This is a genomic window from Vibrio sp. JC009 (assembly GCF_029016485.1).
GTDB lineage: Bacteria > Pseudomonadota > Gammaproteobacteria > Enterobacterales > Vibrionaceae > Vibrio.
In genome coordinates this window covers 1,471,422-1,496,578 of the sequence record NZ_CP092106.1, presented here as the reverse complement: position 1 = coordinate 1,496,578, position 25,157 = coordinate 1,471,422, and the positions used below count along the sequence as shown (strand labels likewise).

General features: G+C 45.9%; 27 protein-coding genes. 6 read left to right on the top strand and 21 right to left on the bottom strand.

Annotated elements, in window-relative coordinates; genetic code table 11:
• The first annotated feature begins 1 nt into the window (after position 1).
• From L3Q72_RS06855 to purT, 4 genes are all read left to right on the top strand, one after another.
• A complete protein-coding gene (locus L3Q72_RS06855) occupies positions 2–364 on the top strand; it encodes a CidA/LrgA family protein (protein WP_275131907.1) in 363 nt (120 codons plus the stop codon).
• Positions 361–1,050 carry an LrgB family protein gene (locus L3Q72_RS06850; protein ID WP_275131906.1) on the top strand — a complete coding sequence of 230 codons (690 nt, stop codon included), beginning with the start codon at positions 361–363 and terminating at the stop codon, positions 1,048–1,050. The genes L3Q72_RS06855 and L3Q72_RS06850 overlap by 4 nt, the downstream gene beginning before the upstream one ends.
• Positions 1,051–1,292: 242 nt before the next feature.
• A complete protein-coding gene (cdd, locus tag L3Q72_RS06845) occupies positions 1,293–2,180 on the top strand; it encodes a cytidine deaminase (protein ID WP_275131905.1) in 888 nt (295 codons plus the stop codon).
• A gap of 144 nt (positions 2,181–2,324) precedes the next feature.
• Positions 2,325–3,503: a formate-dependent phosphoribosylglycinamide formyltransferase gene (gene purT / locus L3Q72_RS06840; RefSeq protein ID WP_275131904.1), complete on the top strand. Its 1,179-nt coding sequence runs from the start codon at positions 2,325–2,327 to the stop codon at positions 3,501–3,503.
• Positions 3,504–3,560: 57 nt separating this feature from the next.
• On the opposite strand, the gene ihfA is transcribed toward purT, so the two are convergent.
• Positions 3,561–3,857, bottom strand: a complete 297-nt coding sequence (ihfA, locus tag L3Q72_RS06835; RefSeq protein WP_275131903.1) for an integration host factor subunit alpha — start codon at positions 3,855–3,857, stop codon at positions 3,561–3,563.
• Positions 3,858–4,461: 604 nt separating this feature from the next.
• Between ihfA and glgC the strand changes: the two genes are divergently transcribed.
• Positions 4,462–5,718: a glucose-1-phosphate adenylyltransferase gene (glgC, locus tag L3Q72_RS06830; RefSeq protein ID WP_275131902.1), complete on the top strand. Its 1,257-nt coding sequence runs from the start codon at positions 4,462–4,464 to the stop codon at positions 5,716–5,718.
• A gap of 165 nt (positions 5,719–5,883) precedes the next feature.
• Here the strand turns inward: glgC and pheT are convergent, their stop codons facing one another.
• The 7 genes from pheT to L3Q72_RS06795 all read right to left on the bottom strand — a co-directional run bounded on the left by pheT (position 5,884) and on the right by L3Q72_RS06795 (position 14,156).
• Positions 5,884–8,271, bottom strand: a complete 2,388-nt coding sequence (gene pheT / locus L3Q72_RS06825) for a phenylalanine--tRNA ligase subunit beta (RefSeq protein ID WP_275131901.1) — start codon at positions 8,269–8,271, stop codon at positions 5,884–5,886.
• 18 nt (positions 8,272–8,289) lie between these two features.
• Positions 8,290–9,273, bottom strand: a complete 984-nt coding sequence (pheS, locus tag L3Q72_RS06820) for a phenylalanine--tRNA ligase subunit alpha (RefSeq protein ID WP_275131900.1) — start codon at positions 9,271–9,273, stop codon at positions 8,290–8,292.
• A gap of 299 nt (positions 9,274–9,572) precedes the next feature.
• Positions 9,573–9,926, bottom strand: a complete 354-nt coding sequence (rplT, locus tag L3Q72_RS06815) for a 50S ribosomal protein L20 (protein WP_275131899.1) — start codon at positions 9,924–9,926, stop codon at positions 9,573–9,575.
• Positions 9,927–9,968: 42 nt separating this feature from the next.
• Positions 9,969–10,163 (bottom strand): 50S ribosomal protein L35, encoded by a 195-nt coding sequence (gene rpmI / locus L3Q72_RS06810; RefSeq protein WP_275131898.1) that lies wholly within the window; start codon positions 10,161–10,163, stop codon positions 9,969–9,971.
• 107 nt (positions 10,164–10,270) lie between these two features.
• On the bottom strand, positions 10,271–10,822 hold the full coding sequence (gene infC, locus L3Q72_RS06805; RefSeq protein ID WP_275132081.1) for a translation initiation factor IF-3: 552 nt from the start codon (positions 10,820–10,822) through the stop codon (positions 10,271–10,273).
• 3 nt (positions 10,823–10,825) lie between these two features.
• Entirely contained in the window at positions 10,826–12,760 is a 1,935-nt protein-coding gene (gene thrS / locus L3Q72_RS06800; RefSeq protein WP_275131897.1) for a threonine--tRNA ligase, read from the bottom strand.
• A 286-nt stretch (positions 12,761–13,046) separates the two neighbouring features.
• Positions 13,047–14,156, bottom strand: coding sequence for a TIR domain-containing protein (locus L3Q72_RS06795; RefSeq protein ID WP_275131896.1), 1,110 nt, complete (start codon positions 14,154–14,156; stop codon positions 13,047–13,049).
• 443 nt (positions 14,157–14,599) lie between these two features.
• On the opposite strand from L3Q72_RS06795, the gene L3Q72_RS06790 reads away from it, so the two are divergent.
• A complete protein-coding gene (locus L3Q72_RS06790) occupies positions 14,600–14,803 on the top strand; it encodes a hypothetical protein (protein ID WP_275131895.1) in 204 nt (67 codons plus the stop codon).
• A 79-nt stretch (positions 14,804–14,882) separates the two neighbouring features.
• Here the strand turns inward: L3Q72_RS06790 and L3Q72_RS06785 are convergent, their stop codons facing one another.
• The 13 genes from L3Q72_RS06785 to L3Q72_RS06725 form a co-directional block, all read right to left on the bottom strand.
• A complete protein-coding gene (locus L3Q72_RS06785; RefSeq protein WP_275131894.1) occupies positions 14,883–15,200 on the bottom strand; it encodes a hypothetical protein in 318 nt (105 codons plus the stop codon).
• A gap of 49 nt (positions 15,201–15,249) precedes the next feature.
• Positions 15,250–15,540, bottom strand: coding sequence for a helix-turn-helix domain-containing protein (locus L3Q72_RS06780; RefSeq protein ID WP_275131893.1), 291 nt, complete (start codon positions 15,538–15,540; stop codon positions 15,250–15,252).
• 50 nt (positions 15,541–15,590) lie between these two features.
• Entirely contained in the window at positions 15,591–16,865 is a 1,275-nt protein-coding gene (locus L3Q72_RS06775; RefSeq protein WP_275131892.1) for a site-specific integrase, read from the bottom strand.
• Positions 16,866–17,834 carry a hypothetical protein gene (locus L3Q72_RS06770; protein WP_275131891.1) on the bottom strand — a complete coding sequence of 323 codons (969 nt, stop codon included), beginning with the start codon at positions 17,832–17,834 and terminating at the stop codon, positions 16,866–16,868.
• Positions 17,834–18,037, bottom strand: a complete 204-nt coding sequence (locus tag L3Q72_RS06765; protein ID WP_275131890.1) for a hypothetical protein — start codon at positions 18,035–18,037, stop codon at positions 17,834–17,836. Before L3Q72_RS06765 ends, L3Q72_RS06770 begins: the two co-directional genes overlap by 1 nt.
• The gene (locus tag L3Q72_RS06760) at positions 18,012–18,401 is read right to left on the bottom strand and encodes a phage tail protein (RefSeq protein ID WP_275131889.1); all 390 of its coding nucleotides are present in this window, start codon (positions 18,399–18,401) and stop codon (positions 18,012–18,014) included. Before L3Q72_RS06760 ends, L3Q72_RS06765 begins: the two co-directional genes overlap by 26 nt.
• Before the next feature lie 6 nt (positions 18,402–18,407).
• Positions 18,408–21,146 (bottom strand): phage tail tape measure protein, encoded by a 2,739-nt coding sequence (locus tag L3Q72_RS06755; protein ID WP_275131888.1) that lies wholly within the window; start codon positions 21,144–21,146, stop codon positions 18,408–18,410.
• A gap of 126 nt (positions 21,147–21,272) precedes the next feature.
• A complete protein-coding gene (locus L3Q72_RS06750) occupies positions 21,273–21,962 on the bottom strand; it encodes a phage tail assembly protein (RefSeq protein WP_275131887.1) in 690 nt (229 codons plus the stop codon).
• A 63-nt stretch (positions 21,963–22,025) separates the two neighbouring features.
• Complete coding sequence (locus L3Q72_RS06745) at positions 22,026–22,253, bottom strand: hypothetical protein (RefSeq protein WP_275131886.1); 228 nt, start codon at positions 22,251–22,253, stop codon at positions 22,026–22,028.
• Positions 22,254–22,654: 401 nt separating this feature from the next.
• On the bottom strand, positions 22,655–23,143 hold the full coding sequence (locus L3Q72_RS06740; protein ID WP_275131885.1) for a phage major tail tube protein: 489 nt from the start codon (positions 23,141–23,143) through the stop codon (positions 22,655–22,657).
• Positions 23,136–24,317: a phage tail protein gene (locus L3Q72_RS06735; protein ID WP_275131884.1), complete on the bottom strand. Its 1,182-nt coding sequence runs from the start codon at positions 24,315–24,317 to the stop codon at positions 23,136–23,138. Before L3Q72_RS06735 ends, L3Q72_RS06740 begins: the two co-directional genes overlap by 8 nt.
• Entirely contained in the window at positions 24,317–24,526 is a 210-nt protein-coding gene (locus tag L3Q72_RS06730) for a hypothetical protein (RefSeq protein ID WP_275131883.1), read from the bottom strand. The genes L3Q72_RS06735 and L3Q72_RS06730 overlap by 1 nt, the downstream gene beginning before the upstream one ends.
• Positions 24,527–24,588: 62 nt before the next feature.
• On the bottom strand, positions 24,589–25,149 hold the full coding sequence (locus L3Q72_RS06725; protein WP_275131882.1) for a hypothetical protein: 561 nt from the start codon (positions 25,147–25,149) through the stop codon (positions 24,589–24,591).
• Positions 25,150–25,157: the final 8 nt, after the last annotated feature.

Here is a 25,157-nt window from a genome sequence, read left to right as displayed (position 1 = left end):
AATGGTTATAAAAACAATAAAATACGTCGGTTCGGCACTACTGATTGTCTGCTCACTTTATGCAGGGAACACTGTTCAGCACTATTTCGGGTTGGGCATTCCCGGCAGCATTATTGGCATGCTGCTGCTCTTTACCCTAATGGCAACCGGAATTGTTTCCCCCGAGTGGGTCAAACCCACGGCCGCGCTGTTTATCCGCTATATGATCATTCTGTTTATCCCGATCAGTGTCGGGCTTATGCAGCACTTAGAGCTGCTTAGCGCAAATGCAGTGCAGATCCTGGCCAGTACCATTGGCGGAACAACACTGGTCATCATACTGGTAGCCTTAATGCTGGAAAGAATATTGGCAGGTAAAAAATGATCTGGCTGCTGGTAACCTTTATCGTTTTTCTTTTTGCCCGCTTTGTCAGCAAAAAGGTTAATCATCCGTTAGCGAACCCGCTGCTGATCAGCATCAGTATTATCATTCCTCTATTGCTTTTCACCGGTGTTTCCTATCAGGAATACAATGAAAAAAACCAGTGGCTGACCTACCTGCTCCAGCCTGCGGTGGTTGCACTGGCATTTCCTCTGTATCAGCAGCTAAAAGAGATTCGCTCAAACTGGAAAATCATCTTTCTTGCCTGTGGTGTCGGCAGCCTGCTTTCTATGCTTACTGCCTCGGTTATCGCCGTTCTGCTGGATACGGATATGCAGCTTATCGCCGCTATTCTTGGCAAATCCGTTACAACACCCATTGCGATGGAAGTGTCCAGTCACCTTGGCGGCGAGCCAGCCATAGCCGCAATTATGGTGCTTATTGTTGGTGTATTTGGTGCGGTTATGGCGTACCCCATCTACAACTGGCTTGGCATCACTCATCCCATTGCAAAGGGGCTTACCATGGGAACCGTTTCCCACGCTTTGGGCACAGCGACCTGCGCTGAAAAAGATCCCCGGGACGCCGCGTTTAGCTCACTGGCTCTGGTTTTATGCGGAGTTATCACCTCATTCCTCGCTCCAAGCTTCTACTGCTTCGTAGAGTGGCTCGACGCACTTATTCATTAATCCCGTTCAGTTCCAGTAATAATACCAATCCCAGCAATTATTACTGGAACTGATACTAATTACCTAAATCAGTGTAAAACCCGACTGACTAATCAGTTTGAGGCCGGTTTAGCCCCAAAAGCGTGACATCACTCAATTAATGAAACATGAAATGGCATTACATTCCACATGGTGATCATCATCACAGTAACACAGCTATTTTGTTCTAAAATAAGCCTCGTAGATAACCGAAGGAATCTTTGATGAACGAAAGAATGAAAAAGGCACTTAGCCAGATGCCGTCAGATATCGAGCAATATTTGACCACGGCAATTAAATCAGACGATTTTGATGCAACCATTTCTCCTGAGCAGTTCTCAGATCTTATCCGGTTATCGGGGCTAAAAGATGACGAACTGCGCGTAGCACTTCTGCCACTGGCAGCTGCTTACGCCTACACACCGATTTCAGATTTTAACGTTGGCGCTATCGTTCGCGGACTCTCTGGCCGCCTTTATTTTGGTGCCAATATGGAGTTTGAAGGTGCTCAACTGGGACAAACCGTTCATGCTGAGCAGTGCGCCATCAGCCACGCCTGGATGAAAGGCGAGAAAGGCGTCAAAGACATCACCATCAACTACAGCCCGTGTGGTCACTGCCGTCAGTTTATGAATGAGCTAACCACCGCTGATGAAATGATGATTCAGCTTCCCAAGCGGGATGCCCGCACTCTTCAGGATTATCTGCCAGAGTCCTTCGGGCCGAAAGACCTTGGTGTGGAAGCAAGGCTGATGGATGGTAGCTCACTAGGCCATGTATCCCCGGAAAGCGACCCTTTACTGGTAAAAGCCATCGACGCACTGAACAAAAGCCACTCTCCGTATACAAAAAACAACAGTGGCATCTCACTGGAAATGACGGACGGCTCTGTTTATCAGGGTGCTTATGCTGAAAACGCCGCATTTAACCCAAGCCTGCCTCCGCTTCAGGTTGCGTTTATGCAAATTTTGATGGCAGGTAAAACTTTTGATCAAATCAGACAAGCTGCCCTTGCTGAAATGTCTGATGGCATGATCAGCCATCTGGCTTACACTCAGGCGGTACTGGAAACCATTAACCCTGATATTCAGGTAAGTTATATTTCCTTATAATTTCAAATGCCCCCTTGAAAGCCCCCGGCCTGGAAACGGTCCGGGGGCTTTTTTTATTTAACACTTTTTATCGGCAAACGATTGCGCAACCAGTAAATATAAGTATGATCCGCTAAAACTAACCGCAAACAAAGGAAATCAATAATGTTTGGGACGGCTACCCGTAAGAATGCAACTCGAGTATTGCTGCTTGGTTCAGGCGAGCTTGGTAAAGAGGTTGCTATTGAATGTCAGCGCCTTGGTCTGGAAGTTATCGCCTGTGACAAGTATGAAAATGCTCCGGCTATGCAGGTCGCTCATAAAAGCTATGTTATTGATATGCTCGACGGTGGAGCACTGAAAAAAATCGTTGAGACAGAAAAACCTGATTACATTGTCCCTGAAATTGAGGCCATTGCTACCGATACCCTGATCGAACTGGAAGAGAAAGGCGTAAATGTTGTACCAAGTGCAAAAGCGACCAAACTCACCATGAACCGTGAAGGGATCCGGCGTCTGGCAGCAGAAGAGCTCTCTATTGAAACTTCTCCTTACCGCTTTGCTGACAACTTTGAAGATTTTCAGAAAGCCGTGGCTGAAATCGGCACGCCTTGTGTTGTTAAACCAGTAATGAGCTCTTCCGGCAAAGGCCAGAGCGTTATTAAGTCTGAAGGTGATATTGAAACGGCATGGAACTATGCTCAGGAAGGCGGCAGAACTGGTGCCGGTCGCGTCATCGTTGAAGGCTTTGTTGATTTTGATTATGAAATCAGCCTGCTTACGGTTCGTGCTGTAGATGGCGTTCACTTCTGCCAGCCTATCGGCCACCGCCAGGAAGACGGCGACTACCGCGAATCATGGCAACCTCAGGAAATGTCTGAAAACGCACTTAAAGTTGCTGAGTATGTATCTGAGCAGGTGGTTAATGCTCTGGGTGGCTATGGGCTATTTGGCGTAGAACTGTTTATTAAGGGTGATAAAGTCATCTTTAACGAGGTTTCCCCTCGCCCGCACGATACCGGCATGGTCACTATGATGTCCCAGGAACTTTCTGAGTTTGCCCTGCATGTGCGTGCATTTACCGGCCTTCCGGTTAACAGGATCGTAAACTATGGCCCGTCAGCATCGGCTGTCATTCTGGGAGAAGGCACTTCAGAAAATATCCGCTTTGATGCGCTGGATGAGGTTTTGGCAACAGCAAAAACCCAGCTACGCCTGTTTGGCAAGCCGGATATCGATGGGAAAAGACGTCTTGGTGTTGTTCTGACCAGGCGCAAGAACACAGAAAGGGCCATTGATGTTGCCGTAGAAGCGGCATCAAAAATCAAGATCTCTTACGACTAAGGATCTCAGGATAAACGAAGACCACGCTTTAGGGCGTGGTCTGTTTGAACAGGCTGCTTACTTTTCGATTTTGATGTTCTCGACCCGGGCCTTCAACTTCTGCCCCGGACGGAATGTCACAACGCGTCGAGCGGTAATTGGAATGTCTTCACCAGTTTTTGGGTTTCGACCTGGTCGTTCACTTTTGTCTCTCAGATCAAAATTACCAAACCCTGACAGTTTTACCTGTTCGCCACTTTCCAGAGCCTTTCGAACTTCCTCGAAGAACACCTCAACCGTTTCCTTGGCATCCCTTTTACTAAATCCAAGTTTTTCGAATAGGTTCTCAGCCAAATCGGCTTTTGTGAGCGCCATAAAAACTTCCCTCAAAGCTGTGTTAATCATTGCTACTACGCGTAGCGCCATCGGTATTGCTGAGCCGATATTAACAAGTGCTTATCGGCTTATTCATAGGAAGTTTATGCCAACCTCATGATTTTCGCCAATTTTTTTCAGAAAATATTAGACTAAATAATGAGAACCAGAGCTTTATTTGATGATTTTCTCAGATTAGGATACTGACAATATTGTAATTACATTGCTAATTACATGATATCTAACTGCATTCACACAATGAATGGAATATTATTCTGAATTTAGGCTGTCTAATCAGTTTTTTAGTTTTATTTAATCATTTCATGATCATGCATTCAATTTCTCAATTATTTGAGCACTTTTTCAGCACCACCATTTGTTGACAACTTTAATAAGAAGTTACAATCATGTTGTGACAGGCATCACACTTTGTACCATAAGTTAAATATCTTCATGAAATTAATATTTCTTTATCGAGAAGAGTGACCTAGCGCAACAAAGTCTAACGCCAAAACATAGTACTGTTAAGGCACTGGCGCAAGGCCCCCTATCCCCTTCAAGCGCCAGACATTAATTATTTGTTTTATTAAAAGGCTTTAGATTTATGTCAAGTAACAATTATTCGCATGCTGATACCAATAGACTCGTTCGTGAAACGAGCGCACTGATTTTGGCGGGAGGCAAAGGAACACGATTAAAACAATTGACAAGCAACAATGCGAAGCCAGCTGTTTCATTTGGCGGTAAGTTTCGAATCATTGATTTCACATTATCAAACTGTATTAACTCAGGTATACGTAAGGTAGGCGTTCTAACACAATATATGGCGCAGGATCTTATCGACCACCTTCAGGACGGATGGCAGGTACTGTCTCCTGCTATGGGTGAAGGCGTTCGTATCGTTCCGGCACAGCAAAGAACAGGTGAAGACTGGTACCGTGGTACAGCCGATGCGGTTTATCAGAACCTTGACCTAATCAAAAAACAAAACTCTAAGTACGTGATTATTCTTGGTGGTGACCACATCTACAAGATGGACTACTCACGTATGCTTAACTTCCATGTTGAGAACGATGCAGCTGTAACCGTTGCATGTATCCATAAACCAATCGAAGAAGCTTCTGAATTTGGTGTTATGGGTCTTGACGAAACAGGCGAAATCAAAACATTCGTAGAGAAGCCAGCAAACCCACCAGCAGACCCGGAAGACGAGACTAAAGCGCTTGTATCAATGGGTATCTACATCTTTAACGCTGACCTTCTTGAAGAAGAGCTGGTTAACGCTCTGAATGACCCGGATTACAACCATGACTTCGGTCACAACATCATTCCTGGCCTGCTAGGTCGTCACAAAGTCTTCGGCTACAAGTTTGCTAACGGCGGCGGTCACCCTGGTGCAACTGCGTACTGGCGCGATGTTGGTAACCTGGATGAGTACTATGTGGCAACTATGGATCTGCTATCTCCAGACCCAGAGCTGGACCTCTACTCTTTCGACTGGCCAATCATCACAAACCAGTCTCAACGCCCTGGTGCTAAGTTTGTGTTTAACGATGAAGGTCGTCGTGGCTACGCTGTTGACTCAGTACTGTCTGCAGGTGTAATCGTTTCTGGTTGTGCTGTAGAGCGCTCTCTGGTTTCTCAGAATGTTCGTCTACACAGCTACGCAGAAGTGAAAGACTCTATCCTTCTTCCAAACGCTGAAGTTGGCCGCCACTGTCGTCTGACTAAAGTAATCGTTGGTGAAGGTTGTCAAATCCCTGAAGGCACTGTAATCGGTGAAGATCCGAAAGCAGATGCTGAGAAGTACACAGTATCTCCGAATGGTGTAGTACTGGTTACTTCTGAGATGTTTAAGTAATCGTTCTTAAACTAGCTGATAATAGAAAGGGCTCACGATTGTGAGCCCTTTTTGTTTTTGCTTTTTGGGCCCTAGGCCCTGGGGACGGACTTCGTCCTAAAGGCCCTGGGAAAGAGGTATTGTGCGCAACTTTCCCAGGGCCCAGGGCCTATAAACCCAGGGCCTTTAATCCCTCAGCGTAGCACCAAACTGCTCAGCCACAGCGGCAACGATCGCTTCTACAGAGCCTGCAATATCCGCATCTTCCAGCGTACGCTCAACAGACTGTAGCATCAGTGCGATAGCAAGGCTCTTCTTGCCTTCCTCTACGCCCTTACCTACGTATACGTCAAATAGCTTAGCATCTGTCAGGAATTCACCGCCGGCTTTCAGGCACGCTTCTACAACGTCACCAGAGGCAACAGCTTCGTCCACAACCAGTGCGATATCACGACGGTTTGACGGGAACTTAGAAACCGCTACTGCTTCTGGGATAACGCGACCGTTAATTGCGTTCCACTCAATTTCAAAAACGATAGTGCGGCCGTTCAGACCAAACTTACGCTCAAGCTCAGGGTGAACCGTACCGATAACGCCCACTTCCTTGCCGTCAACAACAATTGCAGCTGACTGACCAGGGTGAAGTGCAGGATGCTTAACCGCTTTAAAGCTGTATGCTTTTTCGTTTGCAGTCAGCTCAAGAATCGCTTCAAGGTCACCTTTCAGGTCAAAGAAGTCCACTGTGTTTGTTTCAATGTCCCAGTGCTCTTCGCTGCGTGTACCGGCAATAACACCAGCCAGCATAGGCTCCTGGCGCATACCGTTTTCTGCTGCCTGGTCAGGGATAAAGCGAAGGCCTTGCTCGAACAGACGAACACGTGGCTGCTGACGCTTCTGGTTGTGAACAACCGTATTCAGAAGACCCTGGATCAGACCAAGACGCATTGCTGACATTTCCGCAGAAATAGGGAAAGGCAGTACAAGTGGCTCAACATCAGGAACAACCAGCTTCTGCTGCTCAGGCTCTACAAAGCTGTAAGTAATCGCTTCGTGGTATCCACGGTCAACCAGAAGATCACGAACACGCTTAAGCGGCATATCCGCTTCTTTGTGCAGGTTCATATCCAGAGAAGCTAGCGGAGCCTGGTTAGGAATGTTGTCATAACCGTAGATACGGCCGATCTCTTCAATCAGATCCTGCTCGATAGCGATGTCAAAACGCCATGTCGGAGCAACTGCATTCCAGCCTTCTTCTGTTGTTTCAACAGCCATACCAAGACGCTCAAGGATCTCAACTACATCGCTTGATGCGATGTGATGGCCAAGCAGGTTATCCAGCTTAACGCGACGCAGAGAAACCGTGTTTGGCTTAGGCAGGTGAGCTTCAGAGTCTGCATTAATAACAGGACCAGCTTCACCACCACAAATGTCGATAAGCAGCTGAGTTGCGCGCTCCATTGCCGCAGGCTGAAGTGCGTAATCCACACCACGCTCGTAACGCATAGAAGCGTCAGTGTGCAGGCCATAGCTACGTGCGCGACCACGGATAGCATCAGGTGCAAAGAAAGCACACTCAAGAAGCACATCTTTAGTTTCAGTCGTTACACCTGAACCTTCACCACCAAATACACCACCGATAGCAAGCGGCTTATTGTGGTCACAGATGATTAGCGTATCGCTGCTAAGCTCAGCTTCGTTACCATCAAGAAGCGTCAGCTTTTCGCCTTGCTCTGCCAGACGAACAACAATACCACCTTCAATCTGATTCAGATCGAATGCGTGCATTGGCTGGCCCTGCTCAAGCAGAACATAGTTAGTGATATCAACTACCGGGTCGATAGAACGGATACCACAGCGACGCAGTTTTTCCTGCATCCAGATTGGTGTTTCTGCTTTTACGTTAACGTTCTTAACCACACGGCCAAGGTAACGCGGACATGCATCAAACGCTTTGATATCGATAGAAACAGTGTCATCAATGCTTGGTGCTACCGTTTCAAATGCCGGCTCAGTTACGTCCGCACGGTTCAGAACACCAACTTCGCGAGCAAGACCACGAATACTGAAGCAGTCAGCGCGGTTTGAAGTCAGGTCAACGTCAACTGTTACGTCGTTCAGGTCCAGGAACTCACGGAAGTCTGTACCGATAACCGCGCTTTCAGGCAGTTCCATAATACCGTCAGACTCTACGTCAATGCCCAGTTCAGTGAATGAACAAAGCATGCCGTGTGAAGGCTGACCGCGAAGTTTTGCTTTTTTGATTTTAAAATCGCCCGGAAGTACAGCGCCAACCGTTGCAACCGCAACTTTCAGACCCTGACGACAGTTTGGCGCACCACAAACGATGTCCAGAAGCTCTTCTTCGCCAACATCCACTTTAGTTACGCGCAGCTTGTCAGCATCCGGGTGTTGACCACATTCAACAACCTGACCCACTTTTACGCCGGTAAATTCGCCAGCAACAGGAAGAACGTCGTCTACCTCAAGGCCAGCCATAGTGATCTGATGTGTTAATTCGTCAGTGGTAACTGCAGGGTTAACCCACTCACGAAGCCATGATTCGCTGAATTTCATTTTCTGATTACCCCTGAATTACTTGAACTGTTTTAGGAAACGAAGATCGTTTTCGAAGAAAGCACGAAGGTCGTTTACGCCATAACGAAGCATTGTCAGACGTTCAACACCCATACCGAATGCGAAACCAGAGTATTTCTCAGGGTCAATACCTACACTGCGAAGTACGTTCGGGTGAACCATACCGCAGCCAAGTACTTCAAGCCATTTGCCGTTCTTACCTTTAACGTCAACTTCTGCTGAAGGCTCAGTGAACGGGAAGTAAGATGGACGGAAACGTACTTCCAGATCTTCTTCAAAGAAGTTGCACAGGAAGTCGTTAAGAATGCCTTTAAGCTGAGCAAAGTTCACATTCTCATCCACAAGCAGACCTTCCACCTGATGGAACATTGGGGTATGAGTCTGGTCATAGTCGTTACGGTATACACGACCCGGCGCAATAAAGCGGAAAGGAGGCTTACCGTTTTCCATGGTACGGATCTGCACACCGGATGTGTGAGTACGCAGCATCAGCTTAGGATTGAAGAAGAAGGTATCGTGGTCAGTACGAGCCGGATGGTCTTCTGCAATGTTCAGAGCATCAAAGTTGTGGAAATCATCTTCAATTTCTGGACCTGACTCAACGCTAAAGCCAAGCTCACCAAAAAAGCTTTCAATACGTTCAATAGTGCGAGTTACCGGATGCAGTCCACCATTTTCAATACGGCGGCCAGGCAGAGTGACATCGATGGTTTCTGCTGCCAGTTTTGCTTCCATTTCTGCACGCTGAAGTGCTTCTTTACGTGCAGCAATCGCCTGCTGAACGGCACCTTTCGCTTTGTTGATCTCCTGACCAGCACTGCGACGCTCTTCTGGTGGTAGTTTACCCAGGCTCTGAAGCTGAGCCGTCAGCTCACCTTTTTTACCCAGAAACTGAACGCGCACTTCATCAAGTGCAACTAACGAATCAGCACTTTCAATCGCTGATGTTGCGTTAGCAATGATCTCTTGTAGATGTTGCATTATTTCCTCGTCTACCTTTCTTCGGTAGTGTCCATAATAAGGGCGTTTTGGTCTTTCCAAATGTGTATACCCGAGTATGCTCAGGTACTCCCAGTTGGAAAGATCAACACGCCCAGAAGTTCTTTTTCGAATAGCTGTACATAGTAATAAAACCAAGCGTCAAAGCCAAATTGAATCTACGTTAAATTCATATTCTTGCTCAATAAAACAACAATTTATTTCCGACAAAGAAAATTCTTTTAAAACGCAAAAAGGAGACCCGAAGGTCTCCTTTCTAAAAGCCTGTAAACCGCTTCTAATTAAAGAGCAGCTTTCGCTTTTTCAACTAGTACTGCGAATGCAGCTTTGTCGAATACAGCGATATCAGCAAGGATCTTACGATCGATCTCGATAGAAGCTTTCTTAAGACCGTTGATGAAACGGCTGTAAGATAGACCATTCTGACGAGAAGCAGCGTTGATACGAGCGATCCATAGCTGACGGAACTGACGCTTCTTAGTGCGACGGTCACGGTATGCGTATTGACCAGCTTTTGTAACTGCCTGGAAAGCTACACGATAAACACGAGAACGTGCACCGTAGTAACCTTTAGCTTGCTTTAGAACTTTTTTGTGTGCAGCGCGAGCCTGAACACCACGTTTTACGCGAGGCATATTTGTCTCTCCTAACTAAACTATTAAATAAACTAAAAAGAATTATGCGTATGGCATCATGCGAACAACTGCAGCCACTTCACACTTAGGAAGGATTGCATTTGGACGAAGCTGACGCTTGTTCTTAGTAGTACGCTTGGTCAGGATGTGACGCTTAGTCGCGTGCTTGTATTTGATACCGCCGCCAGTTTTCTTAAAACGCTTAGCAGCACCTTTGTTGGTTTTCATCTTAGGCATGATGAATAACTCCGCATTGTAGTTTGTTAATTAAACACAGTAATTAGGGCGAATAAAACCTGGCCGCCTTAACAGCAGCCAGGCTGTATTACTTGCAAAGCCGTTAATTACTTCTTCTTAGGGGCTAGCACCATAATCATCTGGCGACCTTCAATACGCGTCGGGAAAGATTCAACAACAGCAAATTCTACTGTATCTTCTTTCAGACGGTTTAGAACGTCGACACCGATGTCCTGGTGTGCCATTTCTCGGCCACGGAAGCGAATTGTTACCTTCACTTTGTTGCCTTCTTCAAGGAAACGCGTCAGGTTGCGTAGTTTTACCTGATAGTCTCCGATATCAGTTCCAGGACGGAATTTTACTTCCTTAATCTGGATCTGCTTTTGCTTCTTCTTCTGCTCTTTAGCAGCTTTGCTCTTCTCGAAGAGGAACTTGCCATAGTCCATCACACGACAAACTGGTGGCTCGGCGTTAGGGCTGATCTCTACAAGATCCATACCAGCTTCTTCAGCTGCAGCCAGTGCTTCAGCGATTTTAACGATACCTACTGATTCACCATCTGCGCCTGTTAAACGAACTTCACGAACGCCACGAATTTCACCGTTTAAACGGTGCTGGTTTTGTTTGGCCGGTTGTTGGCCACGTCTTCCGCCTTTAATAGTTTATTCCTCCAGATTAAGAGTACGGCTAAATACCTCGTCCTGAAGACGTGCAATGAAGTCTTCAACTTTAAATTTACCGAGGTCTTTGCCCTTACGGGTACGTACTGCAATTTCGCCAGCTTCCATTTCCTGGTCACCACAAACAAGCATATACGGTACACGCTTCAAAGTATGTTCGCGGATTTTAAAGCCAATCTTCTCATTTCTCAAGTCCGCTTTGACTCTAAATCCATTTTTTTGCAATTTATTTGTAACTTCCTGAACATAATCAGCCTGTTTGTCCGTAATATTCATAATTACAGCCTGCTCAGGAGCCAGCCATGTCGGGAAGAAACCTGCGTATTCTTCGATAAGAATACCGATGAAACGCTCAAGTGAGCCAAGAATAGCACGGTGAATCATTACAGGAACTTTACGTTCGTTGTTTTCATCAATGTAAGTCACATCAAGGCGATCTGCCTGAGGCATAGAGAAGTCCAGCTGAATTGTGCCACATTGCCATGCGCGATCCAGACAGTCATGCAGAGTGAACTCGATCTTAGGACCGTAGAACGCACCCTCACCCGGCTGTACTTCATACTTCAGACCATTAACTTTAAGTGCTTCAGCCAGAGATTCCTCTGCCTTGTCCCACAGCTCATCAGAACCGATACGCTGCTCAGGACGAGTAGAAAGCTTAACTTCAATCTCATCAAAGCCAAAAGTCTTGTAGGTGTCATACACCATCTCGATGCAGCTACCCACTTCATCAAGGATTTGCTCTTCAGTACAGAATACGTGAGCATCATCCTGAGTAAATGAACGTACGCGCATCAGGCCGTGCAGAGAGCCCGATGGTTCATTACGGTGAACCAGACCAAACTCAGCCATACGGTATGGCAGATCACGGTATGATTTCAGACCTTGCTTAAAGATCTGCAGGTGACCCGGACAGTTCATTGGCTTAACTGCATAAGTACGCTTCTCAGACTCTGTCGCAAAAATCATCTCAGAGTACTTGTCCCAGTGACCAGAGCGTTCCCACATAACACGGTCCATAATCAGAGGAGTACGTACCTCTTCATATTCGTATTTATGTAGCTGCTTACGCATGAAGTTTTCCAGCTCTTTATAGATAGTCCAGCCATCGTTGTGCCAGAATACCATGCCCGGAGCTTCTTGCTGCCAGTGGAACAGGTCAAGCTGCTTACCCAGTTTACGGTGGTCACGCTTCGCCGCCTCTTCAAGGCGAGTCAGGTGCGCTTTCAGAGCTTTCTTATCATGGAAAGCCGTACCGTAGATACGCTGAAGCATCTTGTTGTCGCTGTCGCCACGCCAGTATGCACCAGCAACGTTCAGCAGAGTAAAGTGCTGACAAAAGCCCATGTGCGGTACGTGCGGACCACGACACATATCTACATATTCTTCATGATGGTAAAGACCCGGACGGTCGTCTTTAGATACGTTTTCGTCCAGAATTTCCATCTTATAAGTTTCGCCGCGAGCTTCGAAAGTATCGCGCGCTTCCTGCCAGCTTACCGTTTTCTTGATAACCTGATACTTGGTTTTCGCCAGCTCTTTCATACGCTTTTCAAGCGCATCAAGGTCTTCTTGGGTCAGAGAGCGGTCAAGATCGATATCGTAGTAGAAACCGTTGTCGATGGTTGGACCAATCGCCATTTTAGTTTCTGGGAACAGCTGCTTAATAGCATGACCAAGAAGGTGAGCACATGAGTGACGAACAATTTCAAGACCATCAACTTCATCTTTAGTTGTAATGATCTCAAGGCTTGCATCATTTTCAATCAGATCACAAGCATCAACACGAACACCATCAACACGGCCAGCAATGGTCGCTTTCATCAGGCCAGGGCCGATAGATTCAGCAACTTGCAGAGTTGAAACAGGGTTATCGAATTGACGTTGACTACCGTCAGGAAGAGTAATTACAGGCATGTTTAATCCTTTACAGTGGTGTTGCACACGAAGCAACACTTGATAAATAAAATAACTTTTTAAATCAGCTAGTTACAACTAGCGAAATTAGTAGTTTTTGAATTTGGTACATTCTTAGGTACAAATACAGATGTAGCTTCAAATGACCGAGGAAAGAATTCTAATTCATTCATCACAAAAAAACACTAATTTTGTTGCTACATATTAAAGCGTTACGCGTCACACCCTGATTCCCTAGAACGGCCTTTATCGCCACCACCTCATAACAGAGGCTTACTTCTACGGGTTAATCAATTATACCTTCTCGTTCAAGCACTAATCTTATATCTTCAAATATCGCCGAAATATTACCTTTGGGAAATCGAATTTGTCCCAACCCTTGAATGTTGCTGAACTCCTGACATCCTTCTTCTAAAAGAACTATTGCACGCTCAAAGCCAAGCCTCCCTTGGAAAAGCCCAACTTCATGAATAACATTCATTCTTGCATGCATATCCCCATCTGCCTGTTCATCTTCTGCAGTCATCACTAGAAATGCTATACAGGCCTGATCAAGCATTTGTGCTAGCCTTGTAATATTCGTTACCCCGGCAATTGGAACCCTATTAAACTCGTCCCATGGTAGGTTTAGTCGTTCATTAACAAAATCCTTAAGATCTCTCCACGCATACGACCGACCATGCCCAATAAAAATGTTTGTTCCTATTCTTTCTTCTTTCACAGTTTGTTTTTCCAAATTTTGAATATGACTAGCTAGCTTGTTGATACTGCTTTGTAGATCTTTGCAAGAAATAAATGGCTGACCCATAGCAAAGTACTTCGCCTCTACAGCTATGTGAGGAGGGGTCACACAACCTTTTTCAATGGCAATCATATCTCTTGAAATAATCTGTCCTGAAGGTCTCAGATATTGGATGTATTCTGCTTCAGTAAAGATTTTCTGCTCCTCAATCTTTTCAACTAAGCCAGCTAAAAATTTATCATCATCTAATGAAAAATTTGAGTGAACCAGTGATAAAACAGAAGATTTTATGTCATCAAACTTCTCAGATGCTTCTTCTGACAGAACGAAGTATTTTTCTGTCTTGGGCTTTCCGGCCTTTGCTAAGATATAGTCGACAACAGCATTAAAGTCATATTCACACCAATCCCCTCTACTACCTAAAGACGAAGAGAATATATCTTTTAGTCCCCACTCTCCGCTAAACGCAGCTCCTGGAGGTGGTACTTGAAAATTATTGTAATAAACTCGGGAGTGGTAGCCCAACCAAGAACCTGACCAAGACTGACCAACCTCTTGTGCAACGTCTTTTATTTTTTTTACTTCTGGAGCATCCAGGCTGGTAAATTCGTCTAACTCATTTGAGTAGCGAAAAAGCTCTTTTGAAATTGACATATGATTTCCTAATTGAATTCACTCTGAATATCGCAGTTGAGATACTGATGTTGAATGCGACCGAACAGTCACACTATACGCTTAAAGTGCAAGAACCACCAATACGCTGAGTTTCTAATGGGATGATTTATATAACAAAATCATCAATAGACAGAGGTTACTTTATTATTCCATACCTACGTTAGTATCAATTGCGTTACGCGTCACGCTCTCACTTATAACCAACAAATAATTCCCGTATCGATTTTCTTGGTGGTGGTGCCCTAAGAGGCCAAAAAATTTTTATTTCCCGAGGGTTGCCCTCGTTTGCTTACAAACAGGCTCTAGAAGAACCTAATCGAGTTATTTGTTTGATATGCATCAATATGAAGTTCTTCTTTGTAGCGACTTGATTATAATTTCCTAGTCTTATTCATAGTTAGTGCTGAAAGGGAATAAGCAAGATGAAAGACAAAAAGCATGTGAACTTCCGTGAAGATCATGAACTCAACAATAGACTGCGTAACAAGGAACTAAGACAGACTAAAGAAAACCGTGAGACCCTAAAAGACATTGGAGATAAGGCCAAAGAGCAATTAGGTAAGAGAGTTCTAACTCATGAGGAGCTTGACAGTGCAATCGAGAAAAACAAAAGCAAGTTCGACTAAAGCACTATCCAGTTGCTGAACTCCCATCCTGTCTAAAGCGCTTCTTCAGTTCTTTGGAGGAAGCGCCTTGCAGTTCGAATTACAGTACTGCTAAGCTACCCCATGCAAGAGCTATAATGAACGCCCCCCATGAGAAAACAATCATCCACTTGTCTGTTGCCAATTTGAATTTAGGTGTAACTTCTTCCGTTCGATCTATTAGACCTAAGATAGCTAGCAGAGCAAAAACAATTGAAGCAATGAGCCATATTGCAGGAATAGACAGAGATGAAAAATCTACGTTGTCACCTGAAAGAGTTTTAGCTCCGGCTAAAAGAAGCCCAAGCAGGCCAGTATTCAACGTAATTAATACCTTAGATACCTCTAAGACTAAAGTGTTTCTGTGTTCAACATTCATACCGCAGTTTCCATGTTAACTAAAAATGTTGAAATAATTGTACACAAATCTATTCACCCAACAAGTAACTAAACTCCATTCCCCCTGTTTGATGTGCTCCTCCCATTCGTTGGAGGAAGCGCTTTTCATATAGTCCCTTTAATAACGTGCTGGCGAAACTCACGGACAGATCGCAGCGTTCTGCTATTAGTGAGGCTGTTACGCTTTCGCCCTGCCGGATTTGATTCAGGATTTTCAGTTGTGTTTTGGTTGGCTTTACATAAACCACCTGGTGAGGGGAATTACGCGCGGCGGTTATAAGAGCCTCGTTTATTGGCTCGTTTGGGCATAAAAATGACATACGAATATCATCCTCTTAGATTTAAAACAGAATTGATTGGATCACTTGATCTAAATGGCTTCGTTAATGATCTGATGATCAATTGAGACAGGTGTGAAACAGGTTCGCCAGCAGTTTTTTAGCCACTGATGATAGGTTGAAATAGCTTCTTTCTTCTGCAGTTCCATGTGGGAATGGATGTACACAAGATCCAGACCGCCTTTTGCGTGGTTTAATAGCGACTCACCGACAATGTAATCGATCCCTAAGTCATTCCAGACCGAGCGAGCTCTCTTTCTCAGGTCATGGCCACGCCAAGTGGTTGAGACAGATTTTACCCATTGATTAGCGATCTGGCTGTAGATTGGTACATTTTGTCTCAGGCTAACCGGAAACAGATAATCGCCTTTATAGCCTAGCTCCTTTTGCCACTCTTTGTATGATTGCAGCAACTCAGCCATAGATTCAGAAAGTGGATAAACCATCTCAACACGGCTTTTGGTATCACCTTTGGGGATGGTCCAGCGCTTTAGCGTAAAACTGATATCACTCCACTTTGCCTTTCTGGTTTCACCTATCCGAGATCCATGACCCAGCAGCATCATGACAAGAACACGCACTGGGGCATCAACCTTCTCTATCTGTTCCAACACCTCAGGGATCTGATCTGCAGGTAACCGGCACTCACGAACCTGAGCTTTGGTGATAGAGAAGTTATCCGGAAAGAACTGCTTAAACTTAACTTCGGCCAATGGATTAATCGTTAGGTGCTTCAGTTCTCTGGCAGTCGCATAAGCTGCCTTAAGCAGGTTAAACATCGCCTTCACATAACTCAGTGAATAACCCGCCTCGAACATAGGTTGAATTAACTCCTCATCCACCACGCTAGCGTCCATTGACATAACAGGCTCTCCATGGAAAACCCCCATCAAATGACGCTCGGCCATACTCTTAATATTCGCCAGGCGCTCCTTAGAAGAATTGCCCAATTTAAACTGGCGAGAAACATGCCAATCAAGCAACTGATCTACAGTCTCAAACCGTTGGAAGTTCACTACATTATCAAGCTCTATACTTACCGTTGCCGCACTAACCAACTCCTCAATATCTTTGGCCTTAGTTGTCGGGTACCGCCCGATTCTATGCTGAAACTGCTTTCCGTCCCGGTACAACATCAGCCACCAGGTACCACCTGTTCTTCCAGCGTTAAATCGCAAATACAAAGAACGGCGCTCATCCTTTAACTGAGCCACCCGCGGATCTTTAGCATACTTCCTGATTTGAGCATCTGAAATCTTGCAGCGAACGGTACGGGCGAAATGCACATTATCGTTAAACCTCACCATCTAATCCCCCAACAATGTAGCCTGAATACTCATAGACGCAGGCTGACGGCCTCGCCCGTTGAATACTAATGAATCAATAGAACTGCTTCCTGCAAATGGAGCTGGGAATGAAGCATCAAGCACCACAATTCCTTCACAAAATGCCCTTGCATTGGCCGGGGCAGAGATCGACAACTTACGCCCTTCACGGGAAAGTTTTCGAAGCTCAGCTGCCGCTACCTGCTCGGCTTCAGATTTACTATTGCAGTCTTTCCGAATCTTCTTAAATGAGCTGGTTCCTACGCTTACTTCATGCCTGGTACCGTCATCGGAAGACACATAATGAGCGCGAACCCCATTGAACGTATTCCGGCCATCCAGTTCGATGTCCACGCTGATTAACTTACGCTCTTGCTCGTTCTCAGAAAGTGACAACGTAATAGTTTCAATCGGTTTTCCTGACGCGCTCTTACTTTCACCTTTCGGGGCTAATACATAGACACCATTAACCGGCTTTGCCACTGAGTCATACATCTTAGCCAGACGTTTTAAAAATGGTCCCGTGCTCTCATCCGTGCGATCGATATGCTCAATTTTAATTTTTTCTAATCGAGGGTGGATAAAAACTGAATAGCCGTGTTCGGTTACACAGTCTGAGACAATCTGGTACAGAGATGCATTATCCCAACTGGCCGATTTAGGCTCACGGAAACCGGAGCTGTCTGTTACATTAAATTTCGCCACCGACAACACCAGGCGAACTTCACGGGGTGTTAAAGTCGCTTTTCGTTTACTAATCTGAAAATCATCCCGAAAAACATCATTCAGATACACCTCATATTTCTCACCTTTATCCGGCAGGTCATTAATCCCTTCCGAACTCAGGGCAAGCACCAGGCTATCGCCCTCCGTGCCGTTCCCGTCTGTTAACTGCCATGACTTCAGATTTTCATGGATCATTTCAGCATTCTTACCAACTAACTTAATCATCAGCTCCAGCTCCTTGTAACATCTTGCGACTGACTGCCCACAGGCACCTCAGGAATTAAAACCGAGCAATCTTCGGGGAAAATGGCAGCACGAACATGAGTATTCAGTTCATAGAATGCCGCTTCCGTCTGATCGTCATCCTGCCCGGTGTACTTAAATAATAAATCGGTGACCAACTCACCCTTTCTGGCGTTTACCCGCATTCCTGTCCTCCAGTAACTGAATAGAAACGTCCGTTTTCATGGCCCGGCCATTGTGGACAATTGAGGTTTTACCCTCACGGATACTCTGAATCGTCCAGCGGCCAAGGTTATTGCCCTGACCGTCACTCACCTGCTGCGAGGAAGTGATCATGGAACGAAGCTTTTCAACTGAAGCGGTCGCGGAATCCCTTAGCCAAACCGCCGTAATATCGAGCTTTTCAAGTGGGAGGCCTGCACGCTCAGAGCAGGCATCATAGATAAGAGAGACCTCTGTAAACGGCCCCTCTGTAGTGCGTTCTATCTTACTGACGGGGGTTTTATCCCCCACCGAAAACACAAACTCACCAATAACCAAATGGTGCATAACGTATTAACCCCTATCGATATAAGAAACGGAGAGAGAATCACTAATAGAAAGGCCAGGGATGTTATTGAACTGTTGATCTAACAGGTCTGCCATCTGACGGGAAACCAGATTTGCCAACTGCTGCTCGTCCATACCGGGAGCGGCATTAACTGTTTGCGCGATCTGAATAGGTGGCATAGAACGGGCAATTGCCTCTTTTCGTTCCTTTTCAACCAATTTGTCTTTAACCTCGGTCGAAGCCATTAACTTATCCGGCGGATCCATCAGCTTATCGCCAAACCAGCCACCGAGAAGCTCACCACCAATATCACCAACCAGAGAGCCGACAATACCACCCGCAACAGTACCAATGCCAGGCATCAGTATAGTACCCAGTGCAGCACCAAGGCTGGCACCGCCCATACCACCGAGCAGGCCACCTCCTTCAGTAATCGCTCCTTTGGTATCACCCTGAGAAATTGCAGTAGCAATATTGCCTGCAGAAATCGCCATAGATAACGGCCTGAGGATTCTAGAAAGTCCGGCCTTACCTGCACCTTCCGCAATATCCCCGGTCACATCGATAGCGTCCTGAGCCATGGCTACAGCGGGGGTTAATGCCAGCGCACCGCCGCCTAGCGACAATGGCAAAGCACCACGGTTATGAGTAAATGCAGAGGAAGCGAAATTAAGCACACGGCCTAATGGCTTGCGGGAACGGGAGCGACGCGATCGAGTAGAGCGATTAGAACGGGTAGAACCACCCATGCCCCCACCTCTGCCGCCGCGACCACCACGGCTAGTATCACGAAGAACATCACTTAGCCGGCTAAATTGTCTGGCTGCGAACTGGGCTGCTTTGCCGCTTTCTTCCGTTTCACGGTTAAGCCCCTTTCGGAAAAGACGGCCTTTATCGAGCAGATTTCCAGAGAAAAGCCTCAATGCCTTAATACCAAGCATTGCGGCCTTAAAACCAATTAAAGCTGTTATACCTGTCCCAATTACTGTTGTTACCGTTTCATTAGCTTCTGCGAGATCAGCAAGGCGATCTACCATCCAACCTAACGGAACTAAGACAGCATCCAATACAGGCAACAGAGCTTTACCTACAACAATACTTAGTCGGTTCAACTTGTTCATAAAGATGCTGATACCAACCCCTGAAGTAGCTAATACAGCATTAAATTCATCCTGAAGACTTTTTAAGTGAACATCTTGTTCTTGGTTTGCTAGTTTGAGCATTTTCTGGAAATAGCCCATATTTCCAGCCAATGCAGCAACTGCTCCTTTAGACTCTTCACCGAATATCTGCGACATCAAAGCACTCTGCTCTTCCAGAGGAGCATCTTTGATTGCCTCAAGAACCTGTAAAAAAGTTCCTGAAGCATCTTCCTGCATAGAGGCAGCAAGTTCGACAGAATCAAAGCCAATAGCTGCAAGCGCCTGCTGTTGGGAACCAGAGGCAGCAGCACCTAACGTTAAGCGACCTGAGATGTTTTTCAAGGCGGTTGCACTTCGTTCTTCACCAAGACCAGCAGACAACATAGTTGCTGATAATGCTGTAGCTTCATTGACCGAGAAGCCTGCCATTTTGGCTGAAGCCCCCTGACGAGCCATAACTCCAGCAACATCTTTTGCTTTTGCATTAGAGTTATTCGATAGGTAGTTAGCCAAACCAGCTAAGTTCATTGCTTCAGCATGATCTAAGCCAAGCGAAGCTTTCCACACAGCCAAAGTTTCCCCAGCCTTCTCTGCATCCATATCAAATGCAACACCCATCTTGGCCGAGTCTAATACAAAGTCTTTTAGCTCTTTTTCACCCTGAATTCCGCTTTGTGCGCCCGCCTGGAGAAGAGCGTTTATATCATTTGAATTCAAGCCTCCACCTTCTTTGGAAGCTGCTACTTTTAACGACCATTCGCGGAGGTTATTAGCTTCTTCTGGTGTGCCATTAAAAACTTTCTTTACCCCGGCAAAAGAGGCTTCATTTTTTACAGCACTCCAAATACTTCCTGCTATCGGAGCAGCAGCCACCGCCAAAGAAGTAGCCTTCCCCCCAATCTCCCCAAGCTTAGCCTTCCGCTGATCAATCCTCCCCTGAATCACCTGCATCTGCTTCAAATGAGCATTCTGCTTAGCAATAGCCGCTGTAGCTTTCTCAGACCTCTGCTCTAACCGCCGTTGCTCATCAGCCATACGCTTAGTATTAATGCCGGACTCTTTAAGCTCGGTACCCAGCTTCTTCAGCTTATCCCGCTGCTTATCCTGCTGCTGCGTCAGCTTCGCACTGCGGGCAGTGGCAGATTTAAACGCCTTATTCAGATCAGTGGTTTTAACCTTGCTCTCATGAATCTCAGTATTCAGAGAACTCATTCGCAGCTCAGTATCCTTGATCTGCAGCTTTAACCGCTCGGCACCATCACCGGAGGTTTTCTTGAGCTGATTATTCAGCCCTTTCAGCTCAGCCTGCGCCTTGCTGTAAGAAACCCGTAACTGATTGGTGTGAGCTTTCTGATCATCCAGCTCCTGCCCCAAACGTGCAATACTGGCCTCTGAACTTTTCGCCTGCTGCTGCAGTTTTGCCATACGTTTCACTGCAGACTGATAACCCTCAGCCTTCTTTAGCTGACTGTTAACCGAAGCAATCTCATTACGCTGGTCGGTTATTGCCTGAGTTAAACGCTCAGTGGCCGTAGTGGTCGAGACAATATCCTTTGCCCCTTTAACCGTTGCATCCAAAATAAAACTAATTTTTTCAGCCACGTTTCACTCCCAGTTTATCGAGGATCATTTCATACCGGCGCACCGCAGCGTCCTGAGGCCACAAAAGCAGTTCAGATTCCGAGGTATTTCGGTGCATAGGTATAAGGTCGATTAAAGACTCAACATCTACTGGCGAAAGTATCCCGCCGATTGTTGAAAAAAAGCGCCCACCTGCGGTTTTAGCGCGAGGTAATCGTTAATAGAGAGGTAGTTAAAATCTTCTTTCTGCAGATTCGTCACCACACGGAACATAAAATCTTCCCGTTCTTCCGGGTCATCGATGTTCGCCAGCTCGCGGGAATGGATAACACCCGGTACCTTAAACTTAATATGACTGACCTTCTCCTGTACCTCATTGGTAAAGGGATGCAGCAGATCAAACTCAAAATCATTACCGCCCAGTTTTTCGCGGTCGATTTCATCACTGGGTTTCAGGATAAGATCGCGGATATCTTCATACAGCTGGATAAAGTCCGGAGCTGATAAGGTGGCAAACTTCTCTTCCGAGATATCAGAGCAGGCAAAAATCAGAGCTTCACGCTGTGCGAACTCCTGTGCATCGGTCGTTTGGTCCAGCTTGATAAACGGCAGAGCTTTAAACTGAGCAACACTGATGGTTTTCAGCTTCACTGTTTTCAGCTCATCGGCTTCGGCCTGCAGGGTATCGATCTGTTTCTGCAGGTTAGCGATTTCAGATTCCGGGGTTTCATTGGTGATCTGCTTTAGTTCCTGTCTCAGCGATTTGATTTCCGCATCCAGTTCCTGACTCTTTTGCGCATCACTGGAATAAAAACGTAGCAGGCTTGTTTGTTTCATAATATGGCATCCATAAAAAAAGCCCCCCGGGTTGGGAGGCTTGGTATTAAAAAAGACGGTTAACTATTTAGGCTGTGTCGAATCTTTAAGATTCTTCCGCTCGTAGTCAGCGAGAATTATTGCTCCTTCAATGGTGCCATAGGCAAATGTCCCGCTCTCAAGTTGCTCTAAAACAAGGCACAGAGCTGATTCAATGCTGTTTAACACCATCTGTGCACTCTCAATAGCATCCATAAGTGACGAATGTTCTTTTGAATTGATGTTTGAGTTATCTGATACTAAGATATCCACGATAATTTTTCCTTACTTCTGGATTAAATATCACCACTGTGTACGGAGGGCCAACTCCGTACACAGTACCAACCAAAAAAGCCTATCTTTCTGGCTGCAAATATAATTAACCCTCGAACAAACTTTTTCAAGCCGATTATTTTGCTTTCGGCGTTCCCAGCGCATTCAATCTATTGATAGGAAATAATCATGGGTGATATAGCCTGATTTTATACAAAACACGATACAATAAGATAAACTCATCAGCATATAAATACTTAGTTATTAATAGGTTATTTTAATAAATATAAATAATAGCAATGATAGAGCAGTTATTTGAATTGCACCGTAAAAGAGCAAATTAAAAAATATATTTTTGGTTAGTTAACCTGAGCGAAAAATATCGCTCAGGTTAAATCCCGTCAGGTAATATTCACCTCCTGCATCAGGTTCGCACCAAACACTACGCACTGGCCTGTATCCACATTGATATCGTGGATCGTAATGCCCGAATCCGTGAGTTTATAACCCGTACAAACACCCTCAATAGTGCAGCTGGGCATTTCGCCCATTTTCATCGGGTCTTCTTTCATACTGGTGATGGTTGAAAAGCAGGAGTGCTCTTTATAGTAAGGGATGCCATCAGTAGAAGCGCCCTTCTCGTAGAAGTTAAACTGGCCCTTCTTCATCATAAACTTACCGAATACCGCCGCCAGTTTGGCATGCTCACCGCGTACCTTAATCGACCAGCTTAGTTTATTCACACCAACAGCATGCTCTGTTTCCACAAACGAGCCTTCAGATGCCACCGTTTTAAAGGTGATCTCCGGTGGAGTAATCTCCATAATCTCGTTCATGATCGGCATGCCTTCCATCAACGCCCATAAACGTCTGCGAACACGATTAGCCATTAACTGCCCCCTCTAACCAGGCTTCAATCAGCCCGTTATCTACACTCATTTCATACACCATATGTTCGTTAGGCGAGTAACGGCCATAATCCACACACAGGAACCAGCGACCGGAGTTATAGCTCTCCAGGTTATTCTTGCTCGGATGCAGATAGGCTTTGAAGACCGGCACTACACCATCAGCCACCAGGCTCTGTCCCCAGTTGTTCAGGCGATCTACCACCTGATTCATAAAATCTTCGGTCAACAGCTCACCCATATACGGCTGACTGGTTTCTTCCAGCTTACGGGCAAGCAGATCTTCCAGACCAACATGAGCAATAAACCGTCCGGTATTAGTACGGTTACCGATAATCGAATAACCGCCCATACGGGTACGGGCAATGGTCACCACACCATGTTTGTTAAGGAAGTTAGCCTGAGTGGTTTTATCGTTGATCTTATAGGCCACGTTTCTGGCCGTCTCCAGACAGATCACCCCCTGATTCTGCGGGCTCTCATAACCCTCAATTGCTGCCATAGCCGCAACCAGAGCAATAGAAGCAGGCATCAGCACCTCTGCCCCGTCGTACTTCTGGATAAACCAAGGGTCAATAATGCAAAGCTTATCCTCGCCCGTTCCTTCTGCACCAAATTCGGCGGCAAACTCAGCTGCAGCCATATCATTGGTATTCGGACCATCCAGAACAGGACGACAGCGGATATCACGGGAAATCAGAGAAAGCGTCTGACCTACCGTTTTGCTGTTAAAGCCAGGAGCGGCTACAACGGTTGGTGTTTCCGGGCAGGCCTTAATGGTCTGAAGCCCGGTTAATCCACCTGTTGTTGCATCCACACCACCAATCACATTGGTTTCAGTTTCTTCCGGGGTTAAGCCTTCTTCAACCACGGTTACATAGAGCACGCACTGAACGTACTCCAGAAGATAGCGGACAAGGTTCGGAAGTGTACCCAAGCGATCACCTGTGCTATCGAGCATCAGCATTGCCTGGGAGTAATCAAACAAGCGCGTTGGCTCGTTGTATTCCAGTGCCAGGTTCTTGTCAGGTGCGGTGCCGGTTAAATGCACCACCTGAGCGGCCAGTGGCCCCATACTTGGCATTGGCTCGATGGTGATAACCTCTGCACCATTGAGTTCAAAATCCTGAATAGGAGAAAGCGTTGCTGCTGCCATTATTTGCTTACCTCTTTGGTTTCAGTTTGTTTAACAGCTGCACTGCCAGGCTTGCCCAGCTTGCCGTTAAGCAGCAGGAAGTTGGCCTGTGAAGGCAGCAGGGAAATTGTTTTGTCTTTCGGGTGGTGCCATTTCCCGTTTAGGCGGAAGGGCTTGAGGATTGGGTAATCCTGCTGTTTGCTTATTGGCTTAGCGGTTTTATCTGCCATAGATTGCTCCAAAAAGAAAACCCAGCGCAATGGCTGGGTTATAGGGTGATTTGATTGTTTGGTTATGCGGTTGGCGGTACAGGCCAGGGGTTTTCTTGCTGGATTCGTTCTCGCTCTGAGAGGGCTAGTTGTTCGAGTTCTGCAGCTTCTGTCGCATTACCCTGAAGGTGTTTTATCTGAGCTTCACTGATTTTAGGATCGACATGCTGATTGTATTGTTGCTTGCGAATGGAGTCTACCCGGATTAGCTCGGCATCGTATTGAGCCTGCAGGTTGGTTACCCATTTTGAGTTAAATCGTTCATCGTACTCTGTTAACGGCTTATCCTGGGTAAAACCTTCCTTGATCGGGCCTAACTTTGAAACCACTTCTGATTTGGTACAATTTGATTCATCATAAATAGTTGAACCACGATAGTCTTCTATATATTCTGAGCCAATTGTGTTGCCAACCTCATCAAAAGAAGCGATAACAGCAAGTCCGTCTTTCGCATGCAATGGTTCAACCAACAAAGCATTTTTCGGAATGTGGAAGATCCCCCCTCGAAACTGTGCTTGTCTCTTAGCTAAAACTTCTTTTGTATTCGCATCTACAGGCCAATAGTATTTTGCTTTATTTGACATTTCTTTAC

Coding starts and splice junctions, on each gene's coding strand:
- L3Q72_RS06740 (WP_275131885.1), bottom strand. CDS start 23,143: ATGGCTAATCGTGTTCGCAGACGTTTATGGGCGTTGATGGAAGGCATG.
- L3Q72_RS06795 (WP_275131896.1), bottom strand. CDS start 14,156: ATGTCAATTTCAAAAGAGCTTTTTCGCTACTCAAATGAGTTAGACGAA.
- purT (WP_275131904.1), top strand. CDS start 2,325: ATGTTTGGGACGGCTACCCGTAAGAATGCAACTCGAGTATTGCTGCTT.
- cdd (WP_275131905.1), top strand. CDS start 1,293: ATGAACGAAAGAATGAAAAAGGCACTTAGCCAGATGCCGTCAGATATC.
- pheT (WP_275131901.1), bottom strand. CDS start 8,271: ATGAAATTCAGCGAATCATGGCTTCGTGAGTGGGTTAACCCTGCAGTT.
- L3Q72_RS06855 (WP_275131907.1), top strand. CDS start 2: ATGGTTATAAAAACAATAAAATACGTCGGTTCGGCACTACTGATTGTC.
- L3Q72_RS06750 (WP_275131887.1), bottom strand. CDS start 21,962: ATGAAACAAACAAGCCTGCTACGTTTTTATTCCAGTGATGCGCAAAAG.
- L3Q72_RS06765 (WP_275131890.1), bottom strand. CDS start 18,037: ATGCGGGTAAACGCCAGAAAGGGTGAGTTGGTCACCGATTTATTATTT.
- L3Q72_RS06775 (WP_275131892.1), bottom strand. CDS start 16,865: ATGGTGAGGTTTAACGATAATGTGCATTTCGCCCGTACCGTTCGCTGC.
- ihfA (WP_275131903.1), bottom strand. CDS start 3,857: ATGGCGCTCACAAAAGCCGATTTGGCTGAGAACCTATTCGAAAAACTT.
- rpmI (WP_275131898.1), bottom strand. CDS start 10,163: ATGCCTAAGATGAAAACCAACAAAGGTGCTGCTAAGCGTTTTAAGAAA.
- L3Q72_RS06735 (WP_275131884.1), bottom strand. CDS start 24,317: ATGGCAGCAGCAACGCTTTCTCCTATTCAGGATTTTGAACTCAATGGT.
- L3Q72_RS06785 (WP_275131894.1), bottom strand. CDS start 15,200: ATGAATGTTGAACACAGAAACACTTTAGTCTTAGAGGTATCTAAGGTA.
- glgC (WP_275131902.1), top strand. CDS start 4,462: ATGTCAAGTAACAATTATTCGCATGCTGATACCAATAGACTCGTTCGT.
- L3Q72_RS06760 (WP_275131889.1), bottom strand. CDS start 18,401: ATGCACCATTTGGTTATTGGTGAGTTTGTGTTTTCGGTGGGGGATAAA.
- pheS (WP_275131900.1), bottom strand. CDS start 9,273: ATGCAACATCTACAAGAGATCATTGCTAACGCAACATCAGCGATTGAA.
- L3Q72_RS06770 (WP_275131891.1), bottom strand. CDS start 17,834: ATGATTAAGTTAGTTGGTAAGAATGCTGAAATGATCCATGAAAATCTG.
- L3Q72_RS06730 (WP_275131883.1), bottom strand. CDS start 24,526: ATGGCAGATAAAACCGCTAAGCCAATAAGCAAACAGCAGGATTACCCA.
- L3Q72_RS06850 (WP_275131906.1), top strand. CDS start 361: ATGATCTGGCTGCTGGTAACCTTTATCGTTTTTCTTTTTGCCCGCTTT.
- L3Q72_RS06780 (WP_275131893.1), bottom strand. CDS start 15,540: ATGTCATTTTTATGCCCAAACGAGCCAATAAACGAGGCTCTTATAACC.
- thrS (WP_275131897.1), bottom strand. CDS start 12,760: ATGCCTGTAATTACTCTTCCTGACGGTAGTCAACGTCAATTCGATAAC.
- L3Q72_RS06790 (WP_275131895.1), top strand. CDS start 14,600: ATGAAAGACAAAAAGCATGTGAACTTCCGTGAAGATCATGAACTCAAC.
- rplT (WP_275131899.1), bottom strand. CDS start 9,926: ATGCCTCGCGTAAAACGTGGTGTTCAGGCTCGCGCTGCACACAAAAAA.
- L3Q72_RS06725 (WP_275131882.1), bottom strand. CDS start 25,149: ATGTCAAATAAAGCAAAATACTATTGGCCTGTAGATGCGAATACAAAA.